This is a genomic window from Curtobacterium sp. C2H10, assembly GCF_025407985.1.
Classification (GTDB): domain Bacteria; phylum Actinomycetota; class Actinomycetes; order Actinomycetales; family Microbacteriaceae; genus Curtobacterium.
On record NZ_JABXGF010000039.1, the window covers coordinates 1 to 24923 of the forward strand.

The 24923-nt window shown below is 71.3% G+C and carries 28 protein-coding genes and 1 pseudogene; 16 read left to right on the forward strand and 13 right to left on the reverse strand.

The annotated features are described in order from the left end of the window. The first annotated feature begins 264 nt into the window (after positions 1-264). Entirely contained in the window at positions 265-774 is a 510-nt protein-coding gene (locus HWD93_RS13475) for a flavin reductase family protein (RefSeq protein ID WP_070418339.1), read from the forward strand. Positions 775-818: 44 nt separating this feature from the next. After that, positions 819-1433: a superoxide dismutase gene (locus tag HWD93_RS13480; RefSeq protein WP_070418340.1), complete on the forward strand. Its 615-nt coding sequence runs from the start codon at positions 819-821 to the stop codon at positions 1431-1433. Between the two features lie 100 nt (positions 1434-1533). On the opposite strand, the gene HWD93_RS13485 is transcribed toward HWD93_RS13480, so the two are convergent. Then, positions 1534-2109 carry a TetR/AcrR family transcriptional regulator gene (locus HWD93_RS13485; protein WP_071296689.1) on the reverse strand — a complete coding sequence of 192 codons (576 nt, stop codon included), beginning with the start codon at positions 2107-2109 and terminating at the stop codon, positions 1534-1536. A 160-nt stretch (positions 2110-2269) separates the two neighbouring features. Between HWD93_RS13485 and HWD93_RS13490 the strand changes: the two genes are divergently transcribed. Then, positions 2270-3244 (forward strand): carbohydrate kinase family protein, encoded by a 975-nt coding sequence (locus HWD93_RS13490; protein WP_139202090.1) that lies wholly within the window; start codon positions 2270-2272, stop codon positions 3242-3244. Positions 3245-3295: 51 nt separating this feature from the next. Here the strand turns inward: HWD93_RS13490 and HWD93_RS13495 are convergent, their stop codons facing one another. From HWD93_RS13495 to upp, 5 genes are all read right to left on the reverse strand, one after another. Continuing rightward, on the reverse strand, positions 3296-4783 hold the full coding sequence (locus tag HWD93_RS13495) for a serine hydrolase domain-containing protein (RefSeq protein ID WP_261647087.1): 1488 nt from the start codon (positions 4781-4783) through the stop codon (positions 3296-3298). Further along, positions 4780-6129, reverse strand: a complete 1350-nt coding sequence (locus HWD93_RS13500) for a deoxyribodipyrimidine photo-lyase (protein ID WP_071296691.1) — start codon at positions 6127-6129, stop codon at positions 4780-4782. The genes HWD93_RS13495 and HWD93_RS13500 overlap by 4 nt, the downstream gene beginning before the upstream one ends. After that, positions 6126-6638 (reverse strand): MarR family winged helix-turn-helix transcriptional regulator, encoded by a 513-nt coding sequence (locus tag HWD93_RS13505; RefSeq protein WP_254790971.1) that lies wholly within the window; start codon positions 6636-6638, stop codon positions 6126-6128. Before HWD93_RS13505 ends, HWD93_RS13500 begins: the two co-directional genes overlap by 4 nt. A 282-nt stretch (positions 6639-6920) precedes the next feature. Beyond that, positions 6921-7691 carry a winged helix-turn-helix domain-containing protein gene (locus HWD93_RS13510; protein WP_070418345.1) on the reverse strand — a complete coding sequence of 257 codons (771 nt, stop codon included), beginning with the start codon at positions 7689-7691 and terminating at the stop codon, positions 6921-6923. A 477-nt stretch (positions 7692-8168) separates the two neighbouring features. Then, positions 8169-8804 (reverse strand): uracil phosphoribosyltransferase, encoded by a 636-nt coding sequence (upp, locus tag HWD93_RS13515; RefSeq protein ID WP_070418346.1) that lies wholly within the window; start codon positions 8802-8804, stop codon positions 8169-8171. 76 nt (positions 8805-8880) lie between these two features. Here upp and HWD93_RS13520 point away from each other — a divergent pair, with 76 nt between their 5' ends. Next, entirely contained in the window at positions 8881-9312 is a 432-nt protein-coding gene (locus HWD93_RS13520) for a nucleoside deaminase (protein WP_261647098.1), read from the forward strand. Between the two features lie 10 nt (positions 9313-9322). On the opposite strand, the gene HWD93_RS13525 is transcribed toward HWD93_RS13520, so the two are convergent. Further along, positions 9323-9700 carry a hypothetical protein gene (locus HWD93_RS13525; protein WP_071296693.1) on the reverse strand — a complete coding sequence of 126 codons (378 nt, stop codon included), beginning with the start codon at positions 9698-9700 and terminating at the stop codon, positions 9323-9325. 48 nt (positions 9701-9748) lie between these two features. After that, positions 9749-10705 carry a cation diffusion facilitator family transporter gene (locus HWD93_RS13530; protein ID WP_261647088.1) on the reverse strand — a complete coding sequence of 319 codons (957 nt, stop codon included), beginning with the start codon at positions 10703-10705 and terminating at the stop codon, positions 9749-9751. 64 nt (positions 10706-10769) lie between these two features. Here HWD93_RS13530 and proC point away from each other — a divergent pair, with 64 nt between their 5' ends. Further along, a complete protein-coding gene (proC, locus tag HWD93_RS13535; protein ID WP_261647089.1) occupies positions 10770-11600 on the forward strand; it encodes a pyrroline-5-carboxylate reductase in 831 nt (276 codons plus the stop codon). A 196-nt stretch (positions 11601-11796) separates the two neighbouring features. On the opposite strand, the pseudogene HWD93_RS13540 reads toward proC, so the two are convergent. Then, positions 11797-13032, reverse strand: a pseudogene (locus tag HWD93_RS13540) (MFS transporter); the annotation flags it as partial. Positions 13033-13083: 51 nt separating this feature from the next. Here HWD93_RS13540 and HWD93_RS13545 point away from each other — a divergent pair. Further along, positions 13084-13671, forward strand: a complete 588-nt coding sequence (locus HWD93_RS13545; RefSeq protein ID WP_261647090.1) for a TetR/AcrR family transcriptional regulator — start codon at positions 13084-13086, stop codon at positions 13669-13671. Positions 13672-13731: 60 nt separating this feature from the next. On the opposite strand, the gene HWD93_RS13550 is transcribed toward HWD93_RS13545, so the two are convergent. Further along, complete coding sequence (locus HWD93_RS13550) at positions 13732-14424, reverse strand: TrkA family potassium uptake protein (RefSeq protein WP_175473676.1); 693 nt, start codon at positions 14422-14424, stop codon at positions 13732-13734. Next, the gene (locus tag HWD93_RS13555) at positions 14417-15850 is read right to left on the reverse strand and encodes a TrkH family potassium uptake protein (RefSeq protein WP_071302595.1); all 1434 of its coding nucleotides are present in this window, start codon (positions 15848-15850) and stop codon (positions 14417-14419) included. The genes HWD93_RS13550 and HWD93_RS13555 overlap by 8 nt, the downstream gene beginning before the upstream one ends. A gap of 72 nt (positions 15851-15922) precedes the next feature. Here HWD93_RS13555 and HWD93_RS13560 point away from each other — a divergent pair, with 72 nt between their 5' ends. The 5 genes from HWD93_RS13560 to HWD93_RS13580 all read left to right on the forward strand — a co-directional run bounded on the left by HWD93_RS13560 (position 15923) and on the right by HWD93_RS13580 (position 17549). Beyond that, positions 15923-16438, forward strand: a complete 516-nt coding sequence (locus HWD93_RS13560) for a helix-turn-helix transcriptional regulator (RefSeq protein ID WP_070418353.1) — start codon at positions 15923-15925, stop codon at positions 16436-16438. 82 nt (positions 16439-16520) lie between these two features. Continuing rightward, positions 16521-16715 carry a helix-turn-helix domain-containing protein gene (locus HWD93_RS13565; protein WP_022902482.1) on the forward strand — a complete coding sequence of 65 codons (195 nt, stop codon included), beginning with the start codon at positions 16521-16523 and terminating at the stop codon, positions 16713-16715. A gap of 118 nt (positions 16716-16833) precedes the next feature. Next, positions 16834-16932 (forward strand): 30S ribosomal protein bS22, encoded by a 99-nt coding sequence (locus tag HWD93_RS13570; RefSeq protein ID WP_003792170.1) that lies wholly within the window; start codon positions 16834-16836, stop codon positions 16930-16932. 72 nt (positions 16933-17004) lie between these two features. Next, complete coding sequence (locus HWD93_RS13575) at positions 17005-17259, forward strand: glutaredoxin family protein (protein ID WP_071296698.1); 255 nt, start codon at positions 17005-17007, stop codon at positions 17257-17259. Continuing rightward, a complete protein-coding gene (locus HWD93_RS13580; protein ID WP_071296699.1) occupies positions 17256-17549 on the forward strand; it encodes a Dabb family protein in 294 nt (97 codons plus the stop codon). Before HWD93_RS13575 ends, HWD93_RS13580 begins: the two co-directional genes overlap by 4 nt. Positions 17550-17674: 125 nt before the next feature. On the opposite strand, the gene aspS is transcribed toward HWD93_RS13580, so the two are convergent. Continuing rightward, entirely contained in the window at positions 17675-19015 is a 1341-nt protein-coding gene (gene aspS, locus HWD93_RS13585) for an aspartate--tRNA(Asn) ligase (protein WP_261647091.1), read from the reverse strand. A gap of 228 nt (positions 19016-19243) precedes the next feature. Beyond that, positions 19244-19618, reverse strand: coding sequence for a MerR family transcriptional regulator (locus HWD93_RS13590; RefSeq protein ID WP_261647099.1), 375 nt, complete (start codon positions 19616-19618; stop codon positions 19244-19246). Between the two features lie 53 nt (positions 19619-19671). On the opposite strand from HWD93_RS13590, the gene HWD93_RS13595 reads away from it, so the two are divergent. From HWD93_RS13595 to HWD93_RS13615, 5 genes are all read left to right on the forward strand, one after another. After that, positions 19672-21162 (forward strand): SulP family inorganic anion transporter, encoded by a 1491-nt coding sequence (locus HWD93_RS13595; RefSeq protein ID WP_071296701.1) that lies wholly within the window; start codon positions 19672-19674, stop codon positions 21160-21162. A gap of 68 nt (positions 21163-21230) precedes the next feature. Continuing rightward, entirely contained in the window at positions 21231-21887 is a 657-nt protein-coding gene (locus HWD93_RS13600) for a histidine phosphatase family protein (RefSeq protein WP_092386333.1), read from the forward strand. Continuing rightward, on the forward strand, positions 21884-22501 hold the full coding sequence (locus HWD93_RS13605; protein WP_261647092.1) for a TlpA disulfide reductase family protein: 618 nt from the start codon (positions 21884-21886) through the stop codon (positions 22499-22501). The genes HWD93_RS13600 and HWD93_RS13605 overlap by 4 nt, the downstream gene beginning before the upstream one ends. A gap of 45 nt (positions 22502-22546) precedes the next feature. Continuing rightward, positions 22547-23245: a cytochrome c biogenesis CcdA family protein gene (locus HWD93_RS13610; protein ID WP_261647100.1), complete on the forward strand. Its 699-nt coding sequence runs from the start codon at positions 22547-22549 to the stop codon at positions 23243-23245. Continuing rightward, positions 23229-24920, forward strand: a complete 1692-nt coding sequence (locus tag HWD93_RS13615) for a cytochrome c biogenesis protein ResB (RefSeq protein WP_261647093.1) — start codon at positions 23229-23231, stop codon at positions 24918-24920. Before HWD93_RS13610 ends, HWD93_RS13615 begins: the two co-directional genes overlap by 17 nt. Positions 24921-24923: the final 3 nt, after the last annotated feature.

A 24923-nucleotide genomic window follows, 5' to 3' on the forward strand; every position in this document is an offset into this window, starting at 1 on the left:
GCGCCGCGCCGCGCCGCGCACGCCGCGCCCCGGGCGCCGCCGCGCTTGGTGAGCAGATATGGTCGGGTCGCCGCGAGCGACCCGACCATTTCTGCTCACGAAGTCGGGCTCGCGCCGCCGCACCCCGCGTCACACGGGGTCACACGGCACGCCCGGGATCGACCGAACCTGGGAATCGTTGACCTCAACCATGGTTCAGGTCATACGTTGAGACATGGCCGCGGAGCCGCGGCCCTCCCCATCGAAGGAACGACCACGACTCCCATGCCCGACGCAGCACCGGCGAACATCGCGGACGCCTACAAGGCCGCCTTCCGTGGACACCCGGCCGGTGTCGCCGTCATCACCGCCGAAGGCCCCGACGGTCCGACCGGCCTCACCGCATCGAGCGTCGCGAGCGTGGCGATCGACCCGCCCGTGCTCGTGTTCTCGCTGTCCACGAACTCCGGGTCAGCCGGGGTCGTGCTCGGCGCCCCGATCTTCGTCGTGCACCTCGTCGACTCGCTCGGCGTCGCCCTCGCCCGTCGGTTCGCCTCCACCGGCAGCCCCGCCGCGGACGACCCGATCTGGGGCACCCTGCCGTCGGGTGACCGCTACCTGCCGAGTGCCGCGAGCGCCCTGCGCTGCCGGCCCCTCTCGACCACGCCGATCGGCTCGTCGACCGTCGTCGTCGCCGAGGTCCTCGACATCGTCGTCGGCCTCGAGCGGGGCGAGCCGCTGGTCTACCACAACCGGGAATTCCACTCCCTCACCGATCGTTCCCGGCTCTCGTGAGCCGCGGAGCACCATCCGCACACCACTGATCGAAAGGAACTCACATGGCTGAGTACACCCTGCCGGAGCTGCCGTACGACTACGCCGCACTCGAGCCGCACATCAGCGGCAAGATCATGCAGCTGCACCACGACAAGCACCACCAGACCTACGTGACGGGTGCGAACACCGCGCTCGAGCAGCTCGCCGAGGCCCGTGAGTCCGGCAACCTGGCGAACGTCAACAAGCTCGAGAAGGACCTCGCGTTCAACCTCGGTGGCCACGTCAACCACTCGATCTTCTGGACCAACCTCGGCCCGGACACGAAGGTCCCCGAGGGCGAGCTCGCCGCGGCGATCGACGAGTTCTTCGGCTCGTTCGAGAAGTTCCAGGCCCAGTTCACCGCCGTCGCCACGGGCATCCAGGGCTCCGGCTGGTCCGTCCTCGCCTGGGACACCGTCGGCCAGAAGCTGACCACGTTCCAGCTGTTCGACCAGCAGGCCAACGTGCCGTTCGGTCTCGTGCCGATCTTCATGCTCGACATGTGGGAGCACGCCTTCTACCTCGACTACCTCAACGTCAAGGCGGACTACGTCAAGGCCGTGTGGAACATCGTCGACTGGGAGAACGTCGCCGCGCGCTTCGCGAACGCGAAGTCGCAGAGCTTCGTCACCCTCTGAGACGGACGCAGCGGGTCACGGTCGTGACCCGGTGAACGACGGGAGGCGCGGTGCCGGCTGGCACCGCGCCTCCCGTCGTTCGTCGGTGCGCGTCGACCGCTCAGGCCGACTGGAAGTGGGCCCCGGCGACCAGCTTCTGCGCGATCGCGCGCAGCGCGGCGTCGGGCGTCGCCCGCTCGCGGTCGACGATCGTGCCCCACTGCACGCCCCGAGCCGCGAGGACGGCACCGCGGGCCGCCCGTTCGGCATCCACCGCGCCGTAGCCGTGTTCGGCGCACCAGGCGGCGATCGCGCTCACCTGCGCGCGGTGGAAGGTGCGCTCGCGATCACGGCCGTCGAGCGACTCGACCGATCCGAGCTCGAAGGTGAGCCGGGCGGCGAGGGAGCGCTCGGGGTCGTCGAGCCCGCCGAACACCGCGATGAGGTAGTCGGTCAGCCCGAGGTCGTCGGCGCCGGGGTCGAGCGTGACGTCGGAGACCGATTCCGCCAGGTGGTCCACCACGGCGTCGATCAGGGCTTCGCGCGTGCCGAAGTGGTACACGATCGGGTACGCGCTCGTCCCGAGCACCCGACCGAGGCTACGGACGGAGACGTCCTCGAGCTTGGTGTCCTGCAGGTGCTCGGCCACCTTCGCGATGATCGCCGGCTTGAGTGTCGGGTCGGGCTTGCGGGGCATGGCGTCTCCAACGAGCGTGATGGGCAGTACGCGACCGTTCACATACGATCACAGAGTATATTACTGACGATCGCCGGGAAACAGCCGGGAATCTATAACGGGTGCAAGGGATTTGTGGCGAGAAGCGGAGTTTTACTCGATTCCACGTAGGATGGGGCCGATGTCCATGCCTCCAGAGCGCCCTGTGGCCCCGTCGCGCCCCGAGGCACCCCGTGCCGGGCGGGCGGTCGCCGGACGCCGTCGCGGGGCGGGGAAGCGCTTCCTCGTCGTCGGCGACGTCCTGGACGGGGTGCTCGTGCACACCACGGCCGCGAGCATGGGTGCACACGACCCGGCCGCGGTCATCCGGCACCGACCGGTCGGCGCCGCGGGCAACACCGCGACCTGGCTCGGCTGGCTCGGCGCCGACGTGGACCTGGTGGGGCGGGTCGGCGTGGACGACGTCTACCGGCACGAGCGATCGCTCGCCGACGCCGGCGTCCGCGCGCACATCCGCTACGACGCCCGGACCGCGACCGGCGCCGTCGTGTCCGTGCGGAACGGGAACGGTCGGACCGCGATGTCCGATCCCGCAGCGAGCGGGGTGCTGTCGGCGGAGGACCTGCCGGTCGACCTCGTGGCGCGCGCGGACATCGTGCACCTGACCGGCTCGGCGATGCTCGGCGGAGGCGGTCCGGACCGCATCGCGGCACTCGTCGCCCAGGCCCGGTCCGGTTCCGCCCGGGTGTCCCTCGACCCCTCCTCCGCCGCGGTGGTGCGTGCGGTCGGTGCGTCGGAGTTCCTCGAGGCGCTCTCCGGCCTCGATGCCCTCTTCCCGAGCGAGGACGAGGCACTCGCGCTCACCGGAGCACCCACCGTCACGGAGGCGATCGAGTCGCTCGCCGACCGCGTGCCCCTGGTCGTGGTGACCATGGGGACCGAGGGCGTCCTGCTCGGGCGGCGTGGTCGGACGCCGCAGCGGGTGCCGATCACGCCGGCGACGGTGGTGGACACGCTCGGCGCCGGGGACGCGTTCGCCGCGGGGTTCCTCCGTGCGTGGGCGACCGATCCGGTGCGGGTCGCGGCGGCTGCGCGCGAGGGCACGCGGGTCGCGGCGCGGGCGCTCGGGTTCGTGGGCGGGCGTCCGCCGGTCTGACGCCCGCGCGTCAGCGCTCGCTGGGTTCGGCCGGTACCACCGGTCGCGGGGTCAGTGCTCGCTGGGTTCGGCCCGGACCACCAGGGTCTGCACGAGGCCGGCCGCGAGCGGCGCCAACCGGATCTCGACGCGCAGCCGACCGGCCGTCCCCGGCAGCCACCAGCGCAGGTGCGACGGGGCCTGGGACTCGTCGGCCACCGATTCCGCCCCGAGGTCGGCACCGACGGCCGCCACCGCCTCCGCGATGGCCCGGCGGCGTCGTTCGTACGGCACGTCCATCGCCACGTTCGGCGTGCAGATCGCATCGGCGAGCTCGTCGTCCCAGTGGGCCAGGAGGCGCGTCACGGCAGCCTGCGCCGCCCGCGTCGCGTCCACGGTCGGTCCGGTGCCGGGTGCACGGTCCGCCAGTGCGCCGCCCGCGGATGCACGGTCGGCCGCGGCGGTCGCGCGGGCGCTCGCGCGGGCGGTCAGCACGAGGTCGAGCGCCCGGTCCGCCGCCGCCGAGACCTTCGCCTGCGTGGCGTTCTCGAAGGCGACGACGCCGAGGCCGTTCCGGACCGACCACCGCATGTGCGCCGAGAACCCCGGGTACCCGCCGGAGTGCGAGACGAGCTCGCCGAACGCCGGGTCCTGCTCGACGAAGAGCCCGAAGCCGTAGGCCGTCGCGCGGCTCGAGGTCGGCACCACCGCTGCGGGCACGACCCGCATCGCCTGCTGCATGAGTCGGCGGTCGGCCGGGGAGACCGGTCCGGGCTCGGGCGTCTCGGTGAACGCCGACGCGAGGTGCCGACCCCAGCGGGCGAGGTCCGTGACCGTCGAGAAGAGCCCGCCGATCGACGAGAACGCGCCGGGGCCCGACATCGCCAGCGGCTCCCACGTGCCGACGCCCGCCCCGTCAGTGGCGGGCCGCACGCCCGTGACCACGTGACCGCGGGCGTCGTCGGCGCGGAAGACGGTGTCGCGCAGGCCGAGGGGGCCGAGGAGGAGTTCGGTCGCGACCTCGGGGAAGGGACGGCCGGCCACGACGGCGATCGCCCGGCCGAGCAACGCGTACCCGGTGTTCGAGTAGGCGAACCGGGTCCCTGGGACCGAGTCGAACAGGAGCCCCGCGCGCAGAACGTCGTCGAGCTCGGCGTCCGAGATCGACTCCTGCCGGTCGGCCCACGGATCGTCGGTCGGGAAGCCGCCGGCCATGGTGAGGAGCATGCGGAGCGTCGGCACGGGGGAGTCGGCGGTGGGCAGCACGACGTCGGCGAAGGCCGGGACGAAGTCGGTGATCGGCGCGTCCAGCCGGACACGGTCGTCCGCCACGAGCGCGAGCAGGGTGGCCGCCGTCACGCTCTTCGTGCAGGAGGCGATCCGGTACACGGTGTCGGCGTCGGGAGCGATGCCGTCGCCGCGGTCGCCGTGCCCGCCCGAGGCGACGAGCCCGGTGCGGTCGAACACGCCCCAGACGCTGCTCGGTGCGACGCCGCGTTCGACTCGTTCGCGGAACAGCGCGTCGACGTCCGCGATCACCTGCGGATCGATACCGCTCACGACCGGCGCATCCGGTCGTACGCGTCGAGTGCCCGCTGCCGGGTCTCCTTGAGGTCGAGCATGGGCTCCGGACGGTCTTCGTCGGCGGGGACCCAGCGGTGCACGTACTCGCGGTGCGGGTCGAACCGCTCGAGCTGCCGGTCCGGGTTGAACACCCGGAAGTACGGCGCCGCGTCGAACCCGGACCCGGCGACCCACTGCCAGTTCGCCGCGTTGTTGGCGGAGTCGGCGTCGACGAGGGTGTCCCAGAACCACTGCTCGCCCACGCGCCAGTCGACGAGCATGTTCTTCACGAGGAAGCTGGCCGTCGCGAGCCGGACCCGGTTGTGCATCGCACCCGAGTGCCAGAGCTCCCGCATGCCCGCGTCGACGAGGTCGAACCCGGTCGTCCCGGTCCGCCAGCGGTCGACCTCGGCGTCGGGGACGTCCCGCCAGGGGAAGGCGTCGAACTCGCGCCGGACGTTCACCGTGGTGATGTCCTCGCAGTGGAAGTACTCGTTCCAGTTGAACTCGCGCCAGGCCAGCTGCCGGAGGAACGCCGAGGCGTTCTTGCGCTGCTCGGGCTCGAGCTGGCCGTGCAGGCGGTGCCAGACCTGGTACGGACTGACCTCGCCCCACCGCAGGTGCGGGGAGAGGTCGCTCGTGGCGGCCATCGCGGGTTCGTCGCGCTGGTCGTAGTCCTCGAGCGCGTGGTGCACGAAGTGTTCGAGCCGCCGGTGCGCGCCCTGCTCGCCGGGTTCCCAGGCGTCCCGGAGACCGCCGGCCCAGTCGGGGTGCGTCGGCAGCAGGTCCCAGTCGTCGAGGTCGTCGCTCGCGACCCGGGGCGCCGCGGGGAGGTCACGCGGCTTGGGCAGCGGGTGGCGGGGCTCGGGCATCGCCTGGGCGGCACGCCAGAACGGCGTGAACACCTTGTACGGCTCGCCCTGCCCGGTGAGGACGGTCCACGGTTCCCAGAGCAGGCTTGCGGCGAAGCTGTGCGCCTCGGTCCCGCCGTCGGTGAGCGTCGACTTGATGCCGGCGTCGAGGTCCCGCTCGGCTCGGCCGTACCGGCGGTTCCAGAACACCGCGTCGGCGCCGGTGTCGGACACGAGCGCGTCGACGGCCTCGGCAGCGGGCCCGCGGCGGAGGACCAGTCGGGACCCACGTTCGCGGAGCTCATCGTCGAGCGCGGCGAGCGAGTGGTGCAGCCACCACCGTGCCGCAGCCCCGATCGGGCGGATGCCGGGGGACTGCTCGTCGAGGACGTACGCGACCGTGACGTCGCCGCCGTGTTCGATCGCTGCTCGGAGTGCCGGGTTGTCCGCGAGACGGAGGTCGTCGCGGAGCCAGACCAGGGCGCCGGTCACACCGTTGCCGCGTCGACGTCGGACGCCGCCCGGGTCGCGCCACGTCGGGGTGAGGCCGCACCCGCCGCGGTCCGGAGCTTCGTGCAGAGTTCGGTGAGCGTGCGCAGCTCGGCGTCGTCGAGGCCGGCACCGACCTGGTCGGCGATGGTCTGCGCGTGCTGGACGGCGACGGCGCGGTACACGTCGAAGCCGTGCGCGGTGAGGGCCACGATGACGCCGCGGGCGTCGGCGGGGTCCGGCTGCTTCTCGACGATGCCGCGCGCGGTGAGCCGGTCGACCAGGCGGCTGACGCTCGGCTGCGTCAGGAGCAGGTGGCCGGTCAGTTCGCGCATCCGGCAGCGGCGGCCGGGCTGCGTGGAGAGGTTGAAGCAGACGTCGTACTCGTTGAACGAGATCTCGCCGCCCGGGAAGTCGGCGTTGAGCGCGCGCATCACCGTGACCTGGGCGCGGAAGAGCGCTTCCCAGGCAGCGACTGCGGTCGCCTTCTCGCTGCGGCGTGGCTCGTTCACGGTCGCGCTCCCTCTGGTCGTACGGTCATGCCACACTACCGACGGCCTCGGACACGCGATGCTGCTGACGCGCAGCCGTGTCCCCCGGGACGCAACGAGGGCCGGTCATCACGGGGATGACCGGCCCTCTCCCTTGCACCAAGAGTGTCCTGCAATCACATTCCACAGGCGGTGCCACAGCAAACACCGTCTGCACGCACGACTGTATAACGAACGGGTAACGGCGCGCTACCGGACGCGGCGGTCGTTCGCTGCGAGTTCACCAAGAACGACCGATCAGGATCAGAAGAGGTCCGGCGACGGCGTCGAGGCGTAGCGCACGGCGACGTCGGCGTGGCGGTCGAAGCGGTAGCCGACACCGCGCACGGTGCGGACGATCTCCTCGAAGGCGCCGAGCTTCGAGCGGAGGCGACGGACGTGGACGTCGATCGTGCGCTCGTTCGGGGTCTCGTCCTCGCCGTCCGACCACAGGCCGTCGATGATCGCCGAGCGGTCGACGGTCTGGCCCTCGCGGAGGACGAGGAACTGCAGGAGCTCGAACTCCTTGTACGTCAGGGGAGCGGCTTCGCCGTCGAGCGTGACGCGCTTCCGGGAGATGTCGATGACGACCCCGGTCTCCTCCGGCTCGGGCTTCTCGGCCTGCTTGCGGGCAGCCACGGCGGAGCGGTCCTGCAGGGCGAGCCGGACGACGTCGACGTCACGGCCGCCGGAGCCCTCGGCGGCGACGGCCACGGCGGCGTACGTCTCCGAGGTCGGGACGAGCTGCGCGGTCAGGGCCTTGAGCTGCTCGACGACCGCAGCGAGGGTCGTGCCCGCCGCCGCTGCCTTCGCCTCGTCGATGCCGACGTAGAGGGCGAAGCCGCGTGCCTCGGTGCCCTCGGGCAGGGCACGGTTGCGCTGCGGGGCGACGACCGGGCTGGTCGGCACGCCGGTGGCGACGGGCGGTGCGACGGGCTCGCGACGCGGACGGATCGGGGTCACGGTGCCGAGGTCGGTCGGCGCGGGTGCGGCGGTGCGGAGGGCGGTGCGGGGCTGAGCGATGGTGAGCGACATGGCGGTTCTCCGGGCGATGTGGCTGCGGTGTCGAGGTGTGCCGCGGCCGTGTCGAATGCGTCGGTCCGGGTACGGCGAGTGCCGTGGGCCCTGCGGTCCTGCTGCGGACCGGGGCCGACCCGGGGGTACGGGGGACAGACCTCGTGACGTGGTGCGCGTCGTCGACGTGGTCGTCACCCGGGGATCACGCTCGCGCGACGGGGGTGGTGTCGCGGGGGATCCGGCTGGAACGGGTGCCGATCAGGCACACATTCGACAACGCATGACGGCCGTGGCCGGCATCATCATGCCGGCGGTCCCCTGGGCCTCGGAGAGGACGCGGGTGGACACGGTTGCAGTCATGGGACGAGTATCGGTGGGATACCAACGTCGTGTCAACCGTCCGCACGGACGGTGCGTTCTGCGAACGCACCGTCATGACGGACAGGAGGCGCGGTGCCAGCTGGCACCGCGCCTCCTGTCCGATGGTGGTCGCGTCTACTCGGCGAGACCGTAGAGACGGTCGCCCGCGTCGCCGAGGCCTGGAACGATGTAGCCGTTCTCGTCGAGCTTCTCGTCGAGCGCGCCGAGCACGATCGAGACGTTGCGGTCGCCCACGGCGGCCTCGACCGCGGCGAGCCCCTCGGGCGCGCCGAGGATGCAGACGCAGGTGACCTCTTCCGCACCGCGGTCGAACAGGAAGTCGATCGCGGCCGCGAGGGTGCCGCCCGTCGCGAGCATCGGGTCGAGGACGAAGCACTGCCGGCCGGAGAGGTCGTCGGGCAGGCGCTCGGCGTAGGTCTGCGGCTCGAGGGTCTCCTCGTTGCGCGCCATGCCGAGGAAGCCGACCTCGGCCGTCGGGACGAGCTTGACCATGCCCTCGAGCATGCCGAGCCCGGCACGCAGGATCGGCACGACGAGCGGGCGCGGCTTCGCGATCGAGACGCCCATGGTGTGTGCCACCGGGGTGTCGATCGGCGTCGCGGTGACCCGGACGTTGCGCGTCGCCTCGTACGCGAGGAGCGTGACGAGCTCCTCGGTGAGGGCGCGGAACGTGGGGGACGGCGTCGTACGGTCGCGGAGCACCGAGAGCTTGTGGGTGATGAGCGGGTGGTCGGCGACGTGGACTCGCATAGGGTCGAGCCTACCGTGCTGCCGACCGCCAGGAGGTTCCGTGGAAGCACCCGCCGCCCGCCCGTTCGTCCCCGCGATGGAACGCGCGCTCGACGAGGCCCGCGCGTGCCTCGCGACCGGGGACGTCCCGGTGGGGGCGGTCGTCCTCGACCGGGACGGCGCGGTCATCGCCGTGGGCCGGAACGAGCGCGAGGTGCGACAGGACCCCACGGCGCACGCCGAGGTCCTCGCGCTCCGGGCGGCCGCGGCGGCGATCGGCGACTGGCACCTCGAGGAGCACACCCTGGTGGTGACGCTCGAGCCGTGCCCGATGTGCGCCGGTGCGGTCATGGCGGCCCGGGTGCCGCGGATCGTGTTCGGCGCGTGGGACCCGAAGGCCGGCGCGAGCGGGAGCGTCTACGACGTCGCGCGGGACCGCCGGCTGCCGCACCGGTCCGAGGTGATCGGCGGGGTGCTCGAGGGGGAGTGCGCCGCGCTGCTCGACGCGTTCTTCGCCGAGCGTCGCTGACCTGTGGGCGTCACTTCCAGAGGACCGCGACGAACACGTTGACGATCGCGAGCGCCCCGGCCGAGTGGAAGAACGGCAGGGCGGCCTTCGCCGTCGCGGTGCCGGCGTCCGCCCGCTTCTGACGCGCCCGCGCGACGAGCGCCAGCACGAGCGCGACCGCCGCGATGACGAGCTTCACGCCGAGCTTGACGTGGTTCGCGCCGCCGTCCTGCGTCGCGTCGATGATCCCCATCATCCCGAGGCCCGTGACGAGCTGCACGACGAGACCGGTGATCGGCCAGGAGGTCTGGAAGCCGCCCTTGCGGCGGACCTGCACCAGGAAGGCACCGATGACGGCAGCGAGACCGAGGAAGTGGAGGACGAGCAGGATGCTGAAGAGCGCCGACATGTGACCATCGTGGATGACCGGCCACGGCGCTCGCCAGCAAGGTTCCCCTTAGTCTGCGGCGCGGATCACGATCGCCTCGGTCGGCGGGCGGGGGCCCGTCCGGAGCACGTCGGGTTCGACGTAGATCACGCGTGCGATCGGCACCGCCTGGCGCACCCGGTGCTCGACCGTGTCGATGCCCGCGGCGACGTCGCCGAGCCGTCGGTCGCCGTCCACCGCGACCTTCACGCCGACCATGAGCTCGTCGGGGCCGAGGTACAGGGTCTTGATGTGGATGATCGAGTCGACCTCGGGACCGTCGAGCACCGCCTGCTTGATGCGCTCGACGTCGGCCGCGGTGGCACCCTCGCCGACGAGGAGGCTCTTCGTCTCGATGCCGAGCACGACCGCCACGGCGATGAGCAGCGCGGCGATGAAGATCGTGCCGATCGCGTCGAACACGCCGTTGCCCGTGATCGCGGTGAGGCCGACGCCGAACAGGGCGAAGACGAGGCCGAGCAGCGCCGCGGTGTCCTCGAGCATCACGACGGGGAGCTCCGGGGCCTTGGCGCGGCGGACGAACTGCACCCAGCTCTGCCGGCCCTTCTGCGGACGTGCTTCCTTCAGTGCGGTGCGGAGGGAGAAGCCCTCGAGCCCGATCGCGATGACGAGCACCACGAGCGGCAGCCACCAGTTCTCGAGCGGGTGCGGGTGGGTGAGCTTCTCGATGCCCTCGTAGAGGGAGAACACCCCGCCGACCGAGAACAGGATGATCGACACGACGAACGCGTACACGTAGCGCTCACGCCCGTAGCCGAACGGGTGCTCCTCGTCGGCGGCACGCCGGGCCCGACGGCCGCCGAGGAGCAGGAGGAGCTGGTTGGCGGAGTCGGCGAGCGAGTGGACGCCCTCGGCCAGCATCGACGCGGAACCGCTGATCGCCGCGGCGATGAACTTCACGATCGCGATCCCGACGTTCGCACCGAGTGCGGCGAGGATCGCCCTCGTGCCTCCAGAAGCGCTCACAGCTGTCCCCTTCTCCCGATCTGTTGGACGATCCTAGGCGAGGGCGCTCGGTAGGGTCTGGGGCATGACGATCGAACTGCCCCGCACCGCCCTGCTCGGCGTCGGCTCCATGTCCGGCGCGGTCCTCGACGGCCTGCTCGCCGCCGGTCTCGACCGGGCCACCGTGACCCTGACGACGAAGTCGGAGCAGTCCGCCGCGGCACACCGGGAGCGCGGCCTGGACGCCACCGCCAGCGACACCGACCCCGACGCGAACCGGGCAGCGGTGCGCGGCGCGTCGCTCGTCGTGCTCGGGGTGAAGCCCTACGCGATCGGTGACCTGCTCGACGAGGTCTCGGCGGACCTCGAGCCGGGGACCGTCGTCGTGAGCGTCGCCGTGGGGACGACGACCGCGAGCATGGAGGCGAAGGTGCCGGCCGGTGTCCGGGTCGTCCGAGCGCTCCCGAACACGCCGATCGGCGTCGGGCACGGGGTGACCGGGATCAGCGCCGGAGCCTCCGCGGACGCCGACGCCGTCGCGCTCGCGTCCTCCGTGTTCGACGCGTCCGGTGTCGTGATCGAGGTGCCGGAGTCCCAGCTCGACGCGCTCTCCGCAGTCTCGGGCTCCGGGCCCGCCTACGTCTTCCTCCTCGTGGAGCAGTGGCAGCAGGCCGCCGAGTCGCTCGGGTTCTCCCACGACCAGGCCGAGGCGATGGTGCAGGGGACGCTCCGCGGTGCCGTCGAACTGCTCGCCGCCTCCGGCAAGGAGCCCGCCGACCTGCGGAGGGCCGTCACGAGTCCGAAGGGGACCACCGAGCGTGCCGTCGCGGTGCTGCAGGACGCCGATCTCGCGGGGACGTTCGAGCGGGCGTCCCGCGCGGCGATCGCCCGCGCCGAGGAACTGGCGAAGGGCTAGCGGTCGTCCCGGCACGTCCGGCCCGGACCATCGCCCAGACGACGAGCACCCCGGCGAGCACGGTGAGCACCGACCCGCCGATCGTCACCGCGTGGTCGAACGCCACACCCTGGGCGTGGGTCCACGGCGTCGCGGTGAGCGACCCGGTGAACACGGCACCGAGCACCGTGCCGGCGATCGCCACCCCGACGGCCGAGGCCACCTCGGAGGAGGTGTCGACGAGGGCGGCGCCGATCGTCGTGCGGTCCTCCGGCAGCCCGCGCAGGACGTTCGTGCCGGCGACCACCCCCACGACCCGCATGCCGGCGGCGACGAGCACGAGCGCCAGGGCGATCCACCCGTAGCCGAGCGGCCCGAGCACCGTGTACACCGCGAGCCCGACGACCACGGCGGCCGCGCTCGACCAGGCGGCGTGCCCGAGTCCGACGCGCCGGACGAAGGGTCCGACGAACCCGCTCCCGGCCACGAGCACGGCGACCTGCGGGAGCATGCCGATCGCGGCGAGGGCGGGCGGCCACCCCCAGGCGAGCTGCAGGTGCAGCGTCACCAGGTAGCCGAGGCCCGCGACCGCGAGGCCCGTGGCCGCCTTGTACGCGAGGCCGCTCGAGACCAGCGGCCGGGCGACGAGCGCGAGGTCGAGCAGCGGGTGCTCGACGCGGCGCTGTCGCACGGCGAACCAGACGCCGCCGCCGATCGCGCCGGCCGTGGCCGCCCAGGCCGTCCAGTCGTCGAGCCCACCGTCGGCGAACCGAGTCGGCGCGACGAGGGCGAGGACGATCGTCACGGTCCCCAGTCCCGCTCCGGTCCAGTCCACGGGAGCCCGGTGCAGCCCCGCCGGGTCGTCCGCGGCGACGCCGACGCGGATCCCCACGAACGCGAGTGCGGCGATCGGGACGTTGACGAGCAGGAGCACCTGCCAGGGCGCGACGGCGAGGACGAGTCCCCCCACCGTCGGTCCCACCGCGAGCCCGACGAGCCCGACGGTGGAGATCACCGTGATCGCCCGGACCCGCCGCTCGTCGTCGTCGAAGAGCCGGAACGCGAGGGCCATCGACCCGGGGGTGGTCATCGCCGCCGCGATCCCGGTGGCGACCCGGACGGCGATCAGCTGGTCGGCGGTGGTGACGAACGCGGTCGCGAGGCTCGCCAGCCCGAGGAGCACGAGCCCCACGAGCATCACCCGGCGTCGACCGTACCGGTCCGCGACGGCACCCGCGGCGAGCATGAGCCCGCCGAACACCACCGAGTACGCCGTCGTGACCCACTGCAGCCCGGTCGCGCCGACCTGCAGCTCACGACCGATCGTGGGGAGCGCGACGTTCAGGACGGAGTTGTCGAGCATCTCGAACAGGAAGACCGCGGCGAGCCCGGCGAGGGCGACACGCGATCCGCGCAGGGATCGGGGAGAGTGGGGGGACCGGACGGCGTTCATGCGTCTATGTTAAGCAAGTAAACTGAGTGAGTCAACCAACAAGGAGTCCGTATGCCCAGGAGTGCGCCCCGCGGCGGGCCGGAGACCCGTGCGCGGATCGCCGAGACCGCGTCCGGGATGTTCGCCGAGCACGGCTTCGACGGCGTCACCGTCGCGCAGGTCGCGAAGGCCGCCGGGGTCTCGAGCGTCACGGTCTTCAAGCACTTCCCGCGCAAGGAGGACCTGTTCCTCGACCGCTCCGCCGAGACGGTCGCGCTGTTCGTCGCAGCCGTCGAGGACGTGCCGCGTGACGAGGCGCTCGACGCGCTCGAGGCGCTCGCACTGCGCCTGGTCGACGAGCGCGCGCCGGTCTCCGGGCTGGCGCCCGGCGCGCACGCGTTCTTCCGGACGATCGCCGACTCGTCCGCCCTGCAGTCGCGCGCGCTCGAGCTCGTGGCGGGGGCGCAGCGCGCGCTCGGAGACGCCGTCGGCGACCGACTCCTGGCGGCGCTCTTCGTCGCCGGCTACGCCACGGTCTTCGTCGGGACGGCACGTGCCGTCCTCGCGGGGGAGGACGAGGACACCGTCGTCACGGCGCACCGCGCCGGGCTGGAACGGCTCTTCCGCGCACTCCGGGACGGCGTCGCGTCCGCGACGTGACCGGCTGACGGACTGGAGGGACGGTGCGGGCCCGCCCCGCGCCTCCTGTCCGTCCCGTCCTCACTCCAGGGCGGCGAACCGTTCCAACGCGCTCTCGGTCCCCGAGACGATGATGACGTCGTTCTGGCCGATCACGCTCTCCGGCGTCGCCGGGACGAAGGCCTCGCCGGGGGTCTTGATGCCGAGCACGGTCAGGCCGAAGCGGGTGCGGATCACCGTGGTCGCCAGGTCCTTGCCACGGACCGACGCCGGCGGGAACATCTTGACCACGGCGAAGTCGTCGTCGAACTCGATGAAGTCGAGCATCCGGCCGGACACCAGGTGTGCGGTGCGCTCGCCGGCCTCGCGCTCGGGGTAGACGACGTGGTTCGCGCCGATCCGGGACAGGATCGTGCCGTGCGACCTGCTGATCGCCTTCGCCCAGATCTGCGGGATGCCGAGGTCGACGAGGTTCGCGGTGATGAGCACGCTCGACTCGAGGTCGCTGCCGGTCCCGACGACGGCGATCGGGAAGTCCTGCGCACCGATCTGCCGCAGGGCGTCGATGTCGGTCGCGTCCGCCTGCACCGCGTGCGTGACGCGGTCCGACCACTTCTGCACGAGGCCGGCGTCGGTGTCGACGACGAGGACCTCGCGGTCCTGCCGCTCGAGCTGCCCGGCGGTGGCGGCACCGAACCGTCCGAGGCCGATGACGAGCACCGGAGCATCGTGGCTGACGGCGCCGAGCGGGTGCGGACGGTTGCGGTCAGCCAACGATCGGCCTCTCCTCGGGACGGCGGAACAGTTGCCGGCTCTGGCTGGCGGCCAGTGCAGCGGCGATGGTCACTGTACCGACACGGCCCAGGAACATCGTCGCCGCGAGCACGTACTTGCCGGACTCGGGCAGGTTCGCGGACACCCCGGAGGACAGCCCGCACGTCGCGAACGCCGAGATGACCTCGAACAGCACGCGGTCGAGGGACTCGTGGGTGATCTGCAGGAGCACGACGGTCGCGACGGCCACGATGGTGGCGCCCCAGAGCACGACCGCCACGGCCACGCGCAGGACGTCGCTCGGGATGCGCCGGCCGAACGCCTCCATACTCTGGCGCCCGCGGGCCTCGGCGACGGCGGCGAGGAACAGGACCGCGAGCGTCGTGACCTTGATGCCGCCGGCGGTCGAGGCCGAGCCGCCGCCGATGAACATGAGCATGTCCGTGACGAGCAGGCTCGACCCGTTCAGCTGGTCGAAGTCGACGAGGGAGAACCCGCCGGACCGGGTCATCGTGGAGAGGAAGAGGGCCTGGAACGCGGTGCGACCAGCGCCCTCCTCACCGAAGGTGGTCGGGTTCGATGCCTCGAGCGCGATGTACACGGCGGCGCCGCCGACGAGCAGGACCGCGCTCGTCGCGAGCGTGAGCTTCACGTGGATCGGCCAGCGGCGGGGCGTGCGGAGCTGCTTCGTCAGGGCACGGATCACCGGGAAGCCGATCGAGCCCGCGACCACGCCGACCATGAGCAGCGAGAGGAACCAGTAGTCGTGCGCGAACGGGGTGAGTCCGCTGGCGTTCGGCGCGAAGCCGGTGTTCGTGAACGCCATCGCCGCGTAGTAGAAGGAGTCCCCGACCGCCGTCCAGAAGGGCATCCCGGCGATGAGGACGGACGGCAGCAGGAGGAGCCCGAGGACGATCTCGATCGACAGGGTGCTCACCGCGACCGTCGCGAGCAGGGTGCCGACCTCACCGAGACGGACGGCCTGGCCCTCGGGCACGGCGCCGTGGTGGGTCCGCAGGGGGTTCGAGTCGCCGGCCGCCATGAGCTTCGCGCGGAGTCCGAGCTTCCGGGTGACGAAGAGGCCGAGGATCGAGGCGAACGTCAGGACGCCCACGGCCCCGATCTGCGTGCCGATCACCACGAGGGTCTTGCCGAACACCGACCAGTGCGTCGCCATGTCCACGGTGGCGAGCCCGGTGACGCAGACCACCGACGCCGCGGTGAAGAGGGCGTCCGCGAAGTGCGTCGAGCGTCCGTCCGCCGCGGCCCACGGCGTCATGAACAGGCTCGTGAAGACGAAGATCAGGGCCACGAAGACGACGATCGCCAAGCGGGACGGCGACGAGCGGAGGGCGGTGCCGAGACGGGACGGCCGTCGACGGGTCGCTCCCGCCGAGCGGGACGGCGGCTCGTGTCGGTCGAGCATCGTATGCCTCCGTGGACATGGGCGGGACGGTTCGTCATGGTACATCCGTGACGCCCCGGCTAGCCTTGCCCCATGGCCGACATCTTCAGCGTCGTGGCGGACCCCACCAGGCGTGAGCTGCTCGGGACGCTCCTGTCCGCGTACGGCTCGGACGTCACCGGCGGCGAGCTCAGCGTCGGCCAGCTCGTGGAACGCCTCGGCGTCAGCCAGCCGACCGTGTCGAAGCACCTGCGCGTGCTCCGCGACATCGGCCTCGTGACGAGCCGCGAAGAGGGGCAGCACCGCTACTACCGCCTCGACCCGGAGCCGCTCGTCGGCATCGAGGAGTGGGTCCTCCCGTTCACCGGCGCGGTGGACGCCGACGGCACCCCGGCCACGACGGCCTGGACGCTCGACGGGCAACCGGTCTCGGTCCGACGCTCCGGCACGGCGGGCAAGGCCACGGTCGAGGTCGGCACCGAGCTCGGCCGCGTGATGGCCGAGGCGTCCTACCGCGCGACCGCGGCGCTGTCCGGCGCGCAGCAGGGCTGGGAACGGGTCGTCGACCGCAGCCGGAAGCGCTTCACGCGTCGCGGCGACGAGGACTGAACGGGACCTGGACACCGGGTCGCACCGGCCCCTACAGTTGCCAGTGACCACACAGGTCACACCGATTTCCCGAAGGCGGACCATGACCGGCAGTTTCGACGACGTGCGCTTCCTCACCGTCGCTGAGGTCGCCGAGATGATGCGCGTCTCCAAGATGACCGTCTACCGCATGGTCCACGCGGGGGAACTCCCCGCCATCCGCTTCGGCCGGTCCTTCCGCGTCCCGGAGTCCGCCGTCGCGGACGTCCTGCGCGGTGGCATCGCCGACGTCGGATAGGCGGGTCCGAACCGGCCCGTTCGACATCGCGTCAGGCCTCCGCTAGACTCGGCGGGGTTGTTTTTCCGCGGTCTCGTTGGCCCGGTGTCCACACAACATCAGTCCGAGTGAGGTCCGTATGGGTTCTGTCATCAAGAAGCGTCGCAAGCGCATGGCGAAGAAGAAGCACCGCAAGCTGCTTCGCAAGACGCGCCACCAGCGTCGCAACAAGAAGTAGGCCCCGAGCCTGCAGCGTCATGCCCCGGTTCGCCGGGGCTTTCGCGTTTCCGGGGGCGGATATGGTGGTCCCATGCCCGCCGTGACCCTGCTGACCAAGCCCGGCTGCCACCTCTGCGACGACGCCCGACCGGTCGTCGAACGCGTCGTTGCCGAACACCCGGGGACGACCCTGCAGGAGCTGTCCATCCTCGACGACGACGCCCTCCGCCTGGAGTACGCGGAGGACATCCCGGTCGTCCTGGTCGACGGGCGTGTCCACAGCAACTGGCACGTCGACGCCGATCGGCTCCACCGTGCCCTCGAGAAGGCCGAGGCCCGCGCATGATCCACCACGTCGTCTCCTGGACCCTGCGCGAGGACCTCGACCGCGCACAGTCCGTCGAGCGGATCCGCGAGCTCCTCGTCGGGCTGATCGGCACCGTCGACTCGATCCGTTCCCTGCAGGTCGTCGAGAACGTCGCCTACCCGGGGAAGAACCAGGACGTCGCCGTCGTGGCGACCTTCGACGACCTCGCCGGCCTCGACGAGTACCAGGTGCACCCGCAGCACCAGGCCGCGGCAGCCGAGATCCGTGGCCTGGTCACGGGGCGGGCGGCCATCGACTGGGAGAGCTGAGCCGCGCCTCCTGGCCCGCGCCGCGCCGCGCCGCGCGCCTCGCTCGCTTCGTGAGCAGAAATGGTCGCCTCCCGACTCGGGAAGCGACCATTTCTGCACACGAAGGCCGGCGGCCGTGCCGCGGACTACGGGGTGAGGCGCGTCGGGCCGCGGAACAGGTACGTGACCTCGCGGATGGACGGCTCGTGCAGCGCGAGCATGAGCACGCGCGCCAGGCCCATGCCGAACCCACCGTGCGGCGGCACGCCGTAGCGGAAGAAGTCGAGGTACCAGCCGAGCTCCTCGGGGTCGAGGCCCTTCTCGACGGCCTGTGCCGTCAGGGTGTCGACACGGTGCTCACGCTGTGCACCCGTGGAGATCTCGGCACCGTTGAACAGCAGGTCGTAGCTGTTCGTGAGCGTCGGGTCGTCGGCGTGACGCATGTGGTAGTACGGGCGGATCGACGCGTCGTAGTCGGTGACGAAGACGAACTCCGAACCGTGCGTCTCCTTCGCCCAGGCGCTCACGCGGCGCTCGCCCTCGGGGTCGAGGTCACCGTCGGCGCGGACGACCTCGTAGCCGCTGTCGGCGACGATCTTCCGGGCCTCGGCCAGGGTCACGCGCGGGAAGGGTGCGGTCGGGACGACGAACTCGAAGCCGAAGACCGCTTCGATCTCGGTGCCGTACTTCTCCTTGACGGCGGTGAAGCCGGCGACGAGGAGCTCCTCGTGCATGGCCATGACGTCCTCGTGCGACTCGACCCACGAGATCTCGGCGTCGACGCTCGTGAACTCGGTCGCGTGGCGGCTCGTGAACGACGGGTCCGCACGGAAGGCGTCGGCGATCTCGAAGACCGCGCCGAAGCCGGCCGGCTGCGCCATCTGCTTGAAGTTCTGCGGCGACTGCGCGAGGTACGCCGTCGTCTCGAAGTACTCGAGCTGGAAGAGCTCGGCACGCGACTCGGACGCCGAGGCCATCAGCTTCGGGGTGTGGATCTCGATGTAGTCACGCTCGACCCAGTACGTGCGGAACGCGTGCTCCATCGTCGTCTGGATGCGGAAGATGAGGTTCTGCTTGCGGTTGCGCAGGTCGAGGAAGCGCCAGTCGAGGCGCTTGTCGAGCGAGGAATCGTCCGCGATCGGGGTCTCCGGGACGGCGGCGCTGATGACGGTCAGGTCGCCGACCTTGACCTCGAGCCCGCCGAGCTTGACGCGCTCGTCGTGCTTCAGGGTGCCCTGCACGTGCACGAAGGTGCCGTGCGCGAGGCCGGAGATCGCCTCGGTCGTCGCGAGTGCGGCGGCGGAGGCGTCGTCGCCCTCGACCGCTTCGCGTGTGGCGGGGTTGACGAGCTGTGCGGCGCCGGACTCGTCACGGAGGACGACGAACTGCACCTTCTTCTGGTCTCGGACGGTCTCCACCCATCCGGCGACGGAGACGGAGCCGTCGGGGCGTGCGGCGAGGTCGGCGATGCGGGTGCGTTCGATCACGGTGGTCGAGTCTACCGGTTGCGCCTCGGGCGCCGTCGTCGGGTGCGTTCGTTCCTCCACAGGTCGGCTGGCGTCCGGCATCGTCCACAGGGTGGGCCCGGAGGTGCGGGCCGGGTCCGATGTCTCCGTAGCGTTCCTGACGTGGCCGGGTCGCGAGCTGGAGGGAGGCCCCGCACGACGGCACGGGTCGAGGGGCTCGCGGCCCGGCCGCCCGCGGCGGGGGAGCTGTCACGGGAGTGAAGCGCGCAGGCTGCCGAGCGTCCCGATGAACTCCTCGGCCATGCCCGCCCGCTCGATGAGCTTCGCGTGCCGCGCCCGCGCGTCCACGAGGAACTCGTCGAGCCGTGCGGCCAGCGCTGGCGCGTCCCCGGGGTCCTTCGCGGCCAGACCGTCGACGACCCGGAGCAGCTCGGCCATCTCGTCCAGCGTGAACCCGAGCGGCTTCATCCGCCGGATCACGAGCAGCCGTTCGAGGTCCTGTTCCGTGTAGACCCGGAACCCGCCGGTCGTCCGTCCGCTCGGCACGAGCAGCCCGACCTCGTCGTAGTGCCGGATCGTGCGGAGGGACATCCCGGCGCGGTCGGCCAGTTCGCCGATGTGCATCGTGGTGCTCACGGGGACGACTCTACCCTCACGTGAGGGTAGAGTTCAGGGCGATGTCCGTGACCACCCACGCTCCCACCGCTCCGAGCGTCCTCAGCGCCCTGCGTTCGCCCCGCCTCCTCACGCGCGAGGTCCTCGCCGGGATCGTCACCGCGCTCGCGCTCATCCCCGAGGCGATCTCCTTCTCGGTCGTCGCCGGGGTCGACCCGGCGGTGGGGCTCTTCTCGAGCGTCGTCATCGCCGTCGTGATCTCGATCGTGGGCGGCCGTCCGGCGATGATCTCCGCCGCTGCCGGGTCCGTGGCGCTCGTGATCGCCCCGCTCGTGCGCGACCACGGGATCGCGTACCTCGTCCCGACGATCGTCCTCGGCGGCCTCATCCAGATCGTGCTCGGCTTCCTCGGGGTCGCCCGGCTGATGCGGTTCATCCCGCGCAGCGTGAACGTCGCGTTCGTGAACGCCCTCGCCATCCTGATCTTCACCGCGCAGCTGCCGAACTTGTTCGGGCCGGACGTGCCGGCGGTGGTCTGGGCGCTCACGGCGCTCGGCGTCGCCGTCATCATCGGGTTCCCGTTCGTCACGAAGGCGGTCCCGGCACCGCTCGTCGCCGTCGTCGTGATCACCGCGATCACGATCCTGTTCGGCGTCGCCGTGCCCACGGTCGGCGACGAGGGTGCGCTGCCGAGCGCGCTGCCCGGGTTCAGCGGCATCACCACGCCGTTCTCGCTGGACACGCTGCAGACCATCGCGCCGTACGCCTTCGGGGTCGCGATCGTCGGGCTCATCGAGACGCTCCTCACCGCGCAGCTCGTCGACTCGATCACCGAGACCGGTTCGAGCAAGTGGCGTGAGTCGTGGGGCCAGGGCATCGCGAACGTCGCGTCGGCCTTCTTCGGCGGCACCGGTGGCTGCGCGATGATCGGCCAGACCGTCATCAACGTGAAGACGGCCGGGGCCCGGACGCGCATCTCCACGTTCGCCGCCGGAGCGTCGGTGCTCGTGCTGACGATCGTCCTGCACGACCTCGTGGCCGAGATCCCGATGGCCGCGCTCACCGCCGTGATGATCATGGTCTGCGTCGCCACCTTCGACTGGCACAGCATCCGCCCCCGCACGCTCCGGCGGATGCCCCTCGGCGAGACCGCGGTGATGGTGATCACGGTCGTGGTCGTCGTCGCCACGGACAACCTCGCGACCGGCGTGCTCGTCGGGGTGGTCGTCGCCGCGCTCGTCTTCGCCCGCCGAGCAGCCCACGTGGTGACCGTCGCGCGTGAGGTCGTCGACGAGCACACGGTCCGCTACCGGGTCCGCGGGGCGCTGTTCTTCGCCTCGTCGAACGACCTCGTCACCCGCTTCTCCTACGCCGAGGACCCCGAGCACGTCGTCATCGACATGTCCGACGCGCACGTGTTCGACGCCAGCACGGTCGCGGCCCTCGACGGGGTCGAGCAGCGCTTCGCGAAGCACGGGTCAACGGTCGAGGTGGTGCACCTCAACACCGGGTCCACGGCGCTCCACGGGCGGCTCTCCGGCGAACTGGGCTGAGTGGTTCCGCATCCGGTGAATCCCCTGTGCGGGCGGTGGGAACCCCTGAGCGACCTACACTGGAACCCATGCCCGCGTCCCGAATCCACCTCGTCCGTCACGGCGAGGTGCACAACCCGGACCGTGTCCTCTACGGGCGGCTCCCCGGCTTCGGGTTGAGCGACCTCGGCAAGCAGATGGCCCTCGCCTCCGCGACCGCGTGGAAGGACGCCGGCGTCGACGTCCGGCGGATCGTGGCCTCGCCGTTGCAGCGCACGCAGGAGTCCGCGGCGCCCTGGTCCGAGGCCTTCGGGCTCGAGGTCGCCCTCGACGAGCGGCTCATCGAGCCGACCAACCGGTACGAGGGGCAGCCCCCGGGCTTCACCAAGCGTTCGCTCGGACGCCCGGCCGAGTGGCCCTGGATCGCGAACCCGTTCCGGCCGAGCTGGGGCGAGGCGTACGAGTCCATCGCGAACCGGATGCTCGCGGCGATCGCCACGGCGTGGGAGAGCGTCGACGACGGTGACGTCGTCCTCGTCAGCCACCAGCTGCCGATCTGGATGGTGCACCGCCGTCTCGCTGGCGAGCAGCTCTGGCACGATCCGCGCAAGCGACGCTGCGACCTCTCCAGCATCACCACCGTCGAGCGTGTACCCGCCACCTCGTCCGGTCGGTTCACCGAAGTCGGGTACGCGGACCCGGCGCAGGCCCTGCGCGCGACCGCCATCGACGAAGGAGCAGTGTGATCACCAGCAGGAGCAAGCGGTTCGCGGTGCTCGCGGCGACGGCGGTGACCGCCGCCCTCGTCCTGACGGGGTGCTCGTCCGACAACGACTCGCTGTCGAAGCAGTACGGCAGTGGCACGACCCAGAACTACATCTCCGGTGACGGCGCCGTGACCGAGGTCGCCGCCGACAAGCGCACCGACGCGGTCGACTTCGAGGCGAAGGACATCGACGGCGAGACCCTGTCGTCGAAGGAGCTCAGGGGCAAGGTCGTCGTCCTCAACTTCTGGTACGCCGGCTGCCCGCCGTGCCGTGCCGAGGCGAAGTACCTCAACACGGTCCACGACCAGTTCGCCGACGACGACGTCCAGTTCATCGGCGTCAACGTGCGTGACGAGCAGGCCACCGCCGAGGCGTTCGAGCGAACCTTCAAGGTCGACTACCCGACGGTGCTCGACCAGAAGACCGGCGCGATGCAGCTCGCGCTCTCCGGACAGATCGCCCCGAACGCCGTGCCCGCCACGATCGTGCTCGACAAGCAGGGCCGCGTCGCCGCCCGCGTCCTCGGTGCGGTCGACGGCCCGGGCATCCTGAACACGCTCGTCTCCGACGAGTTGTCGGGCAAGGCTTCCTGACCCGTGTCCAGCAACCCCTTCGCCGACGCGATCCTCAGCGGGCAGATGGCCGTGGCGCTCCCCGTCGCGGCACTCGCCGGGCTCGTGTCGTTCTTGTCCCCGTGCGTGCTGCCCCTCGTGCCGGGCTACCTCGGCTACGTCGGCGGCGTCGCCGAGGGCGGACAGCGCCGCGGACGCGTGGTGCTCGGGGTGCTGCTGTTCATCCTCGGCTTCACCGCGGTGTTCGTGGCGTACACGACGGTCTTCGGCGCGCTCGGGTTCTGGCTCGTCCGGTGGCGCGACCTCATCACGCAGATCCTCGGCGTCGTCGTCATCGCGATGGGTCTCGTCTTCGTCGGCCGCTTCACCTTCCTGCAGCGAACGATCAAGCCCGGGTGGACGCCCGCGACCGGCCTGGTCGGTGCGCCCCTGCTGGGCATCGTGTTCGGGCTCGGCTGGACGCCCTGCCTCGGCCCGACCCTCGCGGCGATCAACCTGCTCAGCGTCCAGTCCGGCAGCGCCTGGCAGGGCATGTGGCTCGGTGTCGCGTACTGCCTCGGCCTCGGCATCCCGTTCATCCTCGTCGCGCTCGGCGCCGGCTGGGCCACGGGTGCGATCCGCGCGGTGAAGCGCCACATGCGCATCGTCAACATCATCGGAGGAGCGATCCTGATCGTCATCGGTCTGCTCATGGTCACCGGCATCTGGTCGGCCGTCATGTCGAGCGTCGGGGCGGTGATCCAGACCTTTGTCCCCGCAGTCTGACCCCGACATCGACTCCACCGACACCTCGGCGGACCCGCAGCGACCGTCGGACCACGTCGACGGATCCGGCCCGGAGACGGCTGCAGGCGGGTCGGGCGACTCCGGCGTCAACCAGCCGAAGCTCGGGGCCGTCGGGTACCTCCGCTTCTTCTGGCGGCAGCTCACGAGCATGCGCACGGCGCTGTTCCTCCTCATGCTCCTGGCACTCGCGGCGATCCCGGGGTCCCTGGTCCCGCAGCGCACGGCCGACCCGAACGGCGTCGTCCAGTACAAGGCCGACCACCCGCAGCTCTTCCCGGTCCTCGACAAGCTGCAGGTCTTCGACACCTACACGTCGGTGTGGTTCTCGGCGATCTACCTGCTGCTCTTCGTCTCCCTGATCGGCTGCATCGTCCCGCGCACGAAGCACCACTGGCAGGCGCTGCGCACCCGACCGCCGAAGACCCCGGTCCGCCTGAGCCGTCTGGCCGGCTACCGCTCGGTCGCCGTCGACGGCGAGGGCGTCACGCCGGAGCACGCGGTCACCCGCGCGATGGCGATCCTCAAGCGCTCCGGCTACCGCGTCGAACGCTTCGGCGACTCGGTGAGCGCCGAGCGCGGCTACCTGCGCGAGACCGGCAACCTGGTGTTCCACGCGGCGCTCGTGGGCGTGCTGCTCGCAGTCGGCGTCGGCGGCGGGTTCGGGTACACCGGTCAGCGGCTCCTCGTCGAGGGCCAGACGTTCTCGAACGTGCTCGGCTCGTACGACTCGTTCAACCCCGGCCGCTGGTTCCAGCAGAGCGACCTCAAGGGCTACAACTTCACGCTCGACAAGTTCGTCACCAAGTACGAGGAGCGGAACCTCGACGCCCTCGGCCAGGCGCTCGACTACTCGGCGACGGTCACGACGCAGGAGAAGGGCGGCTCCAAGCAGACGAGCCGACTCGGCGTCAACGACCCGGTGAGCGTCGGCGGCACCAACGTCTACCTCCTCGGCAACGGCTACGCGATGGACGTCACCGTGCGCGACGGCGACGGCAACGTGGCGTTCCAGGACACCGTTCCGTTCCTCCCCGAGGACGCGAACTACACGTCGACCGGCGTCATCAAGGTGCCGGACGCGTTGCCGGACCAGCTCGGCATGGTCGGGTTCTTCTACCCGACGGCGTCGAAGCTCTCGACCGGCGCGTACGCCAGCGCCTACCCGGACGACCAGAACCCGCTGCTGACCCTGCAGGTCTACACGGGTGACCTCGGGCTCGACGACGGCGTCCCGCAGAGCGTCTACACGCTCGACACGAGCGGCCTGCAGCAGATCGCGGGCCGCCAGTCCAAGACCGCCAGTGTCGAGCTGAAGCCCGGGCAGACCAAGACGCTGCCGGACGGCGCGGGGTCGATCACGTTCGACGGGGTGAAGCGCTACGTCTCGCTCGACGTCCACCACGACCCGTCGCAGCTGTGGGTCGGCGGCTTCGCCGTGCTGTCCGTCCTCGGGCTCCTCACGTCGCTCTTCGTCCCGCGCCGTCGCGTGTGGGTGAAGGTCGTGCCGCGCCGCGACGGCAGCGCCGACGCCGAGCCGGGCTACGACCTCGAGTACGCGGGCCTCGCACGCGGCGAGGACCCGAACCTCGAACGAGCAGTGGCGGACATCGCCAAGCGCCACACGTCGGACCTCGGAGTTAGGATGCCCCAGTGAACG

What these genes read in the sequence shown, in the direction of transcription:
- HWD93_RS13475 (WP_070418339.1), top strand. Translation starts at nt 265, where the DNA reads ATGCCCGACGCAGCACCGGCGAACATCGCGGACGCCTACAAGGCCGCC.
- HWD93_RS13490 (WP_139202090.1), top strand. Translation starts at nt 2,270, where the DNA reads ATGTCCATGCCTCCAGAGCGCCCTGTGGCCCCGTCGCGCCCCGAGGCA.
- HWD93_RS13480 (WP_070418340.1), top strand. Translation starts at nt 819, where the DNA reads ATGGCTGAGTACACCCTGCCGGAGCTGCCGTACGACTACGCCGCACTC.
- HWD93_RS13595 (WP_071296701.1), top strand. Translation starts at nt 19,672, where the DNA reads ATGTCCGTGACCACCCACGCTCCCACCGCTCCGAGCGTCCTCAGCGCC.
- HWD93_RS13510 (WP_070418345.1), bottom strand. Translation starts at nt 7,691, where the DNA reads ATGTCGCTCACCATCGCTCAGCCCCGCACCGCCCTCCGCACCGCCGCA.
- HWD93_RS13580 (WP_071296699.1), top strand. Translation starts at nt 17,256, where the DNA reads ATGATCCACCACGTCGTCTCCTGGACCCTGCGCGAGGACCTCGACCGC.
- HWD93_RS13545 (WP_261647090.1), top strand. Translation starts at nt 13,084, where the DNA reads ATGCCCAGGAGTGCGCCCCGCGGCGGGCCGGAGACCCGTGCGCGGATC.
- HWD93_RS13600 (WP_092386333.1), top strand. Translation starts at nt 21,231, where the DNA reads ATGCCCGCGTCCCGAATCCACCTCGTCCGTCACGGCGAGGTGCACAAC.
- HWD93_RS13570 (WP_003792170.1), top strand. Translation starts at nt 16,834, where the DNA reads ATGGGTTCTGTCATCAAGAAGCGTCGCAAGCGCATGGCGAAGAAGAAG.
- HWD93_RS13565 (WP_022902482.1), top strand. Translation starts at nt 16,521, where the DNA reads ATGACCGGCAGTTTCGACGACGTGCGCTTCCTCACCGTCGCTGAGGTC.
- HWD93_RS13610 (WP_261647100.1), top strand. Translation starts at nt 22,547, where the DNA reads ATGGCCGTGGCGCTCCCCGTCGCGGCACTCGCCGGGCTCGTGTCGTTC.
- HWD93_RS13485 (WP_071296689.1), bottom strand. Translation starts at nt 2,109, where the DNA reads ATGCCCCGCAAGCCCGACCCGACACTCAAGCCGGCGATCATCGCGAAG.
- HWD93_RS13555 (WP_071302595.1), bottom strand. Translation starts at nt 15,850, where the DNA reads ATGCTCGACCGACACGAGCCGCCGTCCCGCTCGGCGGGAGCGACCCGT.
- HWD93_RS13590 (WP_261647099.1), bottom strand. Translation starts at nt 19,618, where the DNA reads ATGCACATCGGCGAACTGGCCGACCGCGCCGGGATGTCCCTCCGCACG.
- proC (WP_261647089.1), top strand. Translation starts at nt 10,770, where the DNA reads ATGACGATCGAACTGCCCCGCACCGCCCTGCTCGGCGTCGGCTCCATG.
- upp (WP_070418346.1), bottom strand. Translation starts at nt 8,804, where the DNA reads ATGCGAGTCCACGTCGCCGACCACCCGCTCATCACCCACAAGCTCTCG.
- HWD93_RS13525 (WP_071296693.1), bottom strand. Translation starts at nt 9,700, where the DNA reads ATGTCGGCGCTCTTCAGCATCCTGCTCGTCCTCCACTTCCTCGGTCTC.
- HWD93_RS13520 (WP_261647098.1), top strand. Translation starts at nt 8,881, where the DNA reads ATGGAACGCGCGCTCGACGAGGCCCGCGCGTGCCTCGCGACCGGGGAC.
- HWD93_RS13560 (WP_070418353.1), top strand. Translation starts at nt 15,923, where the DNA reads ATGGCCGACATCTTCAGCGTCGTGGCGGACCCCACCAGGCGTGAGCTG.
- HWD93_RS13575 (WP_071296698.1), top strand. Translation starts at nt 17,005, where the DNA reads ATGCCCGCCGTGACCCTGCTGACCAAGCCCGGCTGCCACCTCTGCGAC.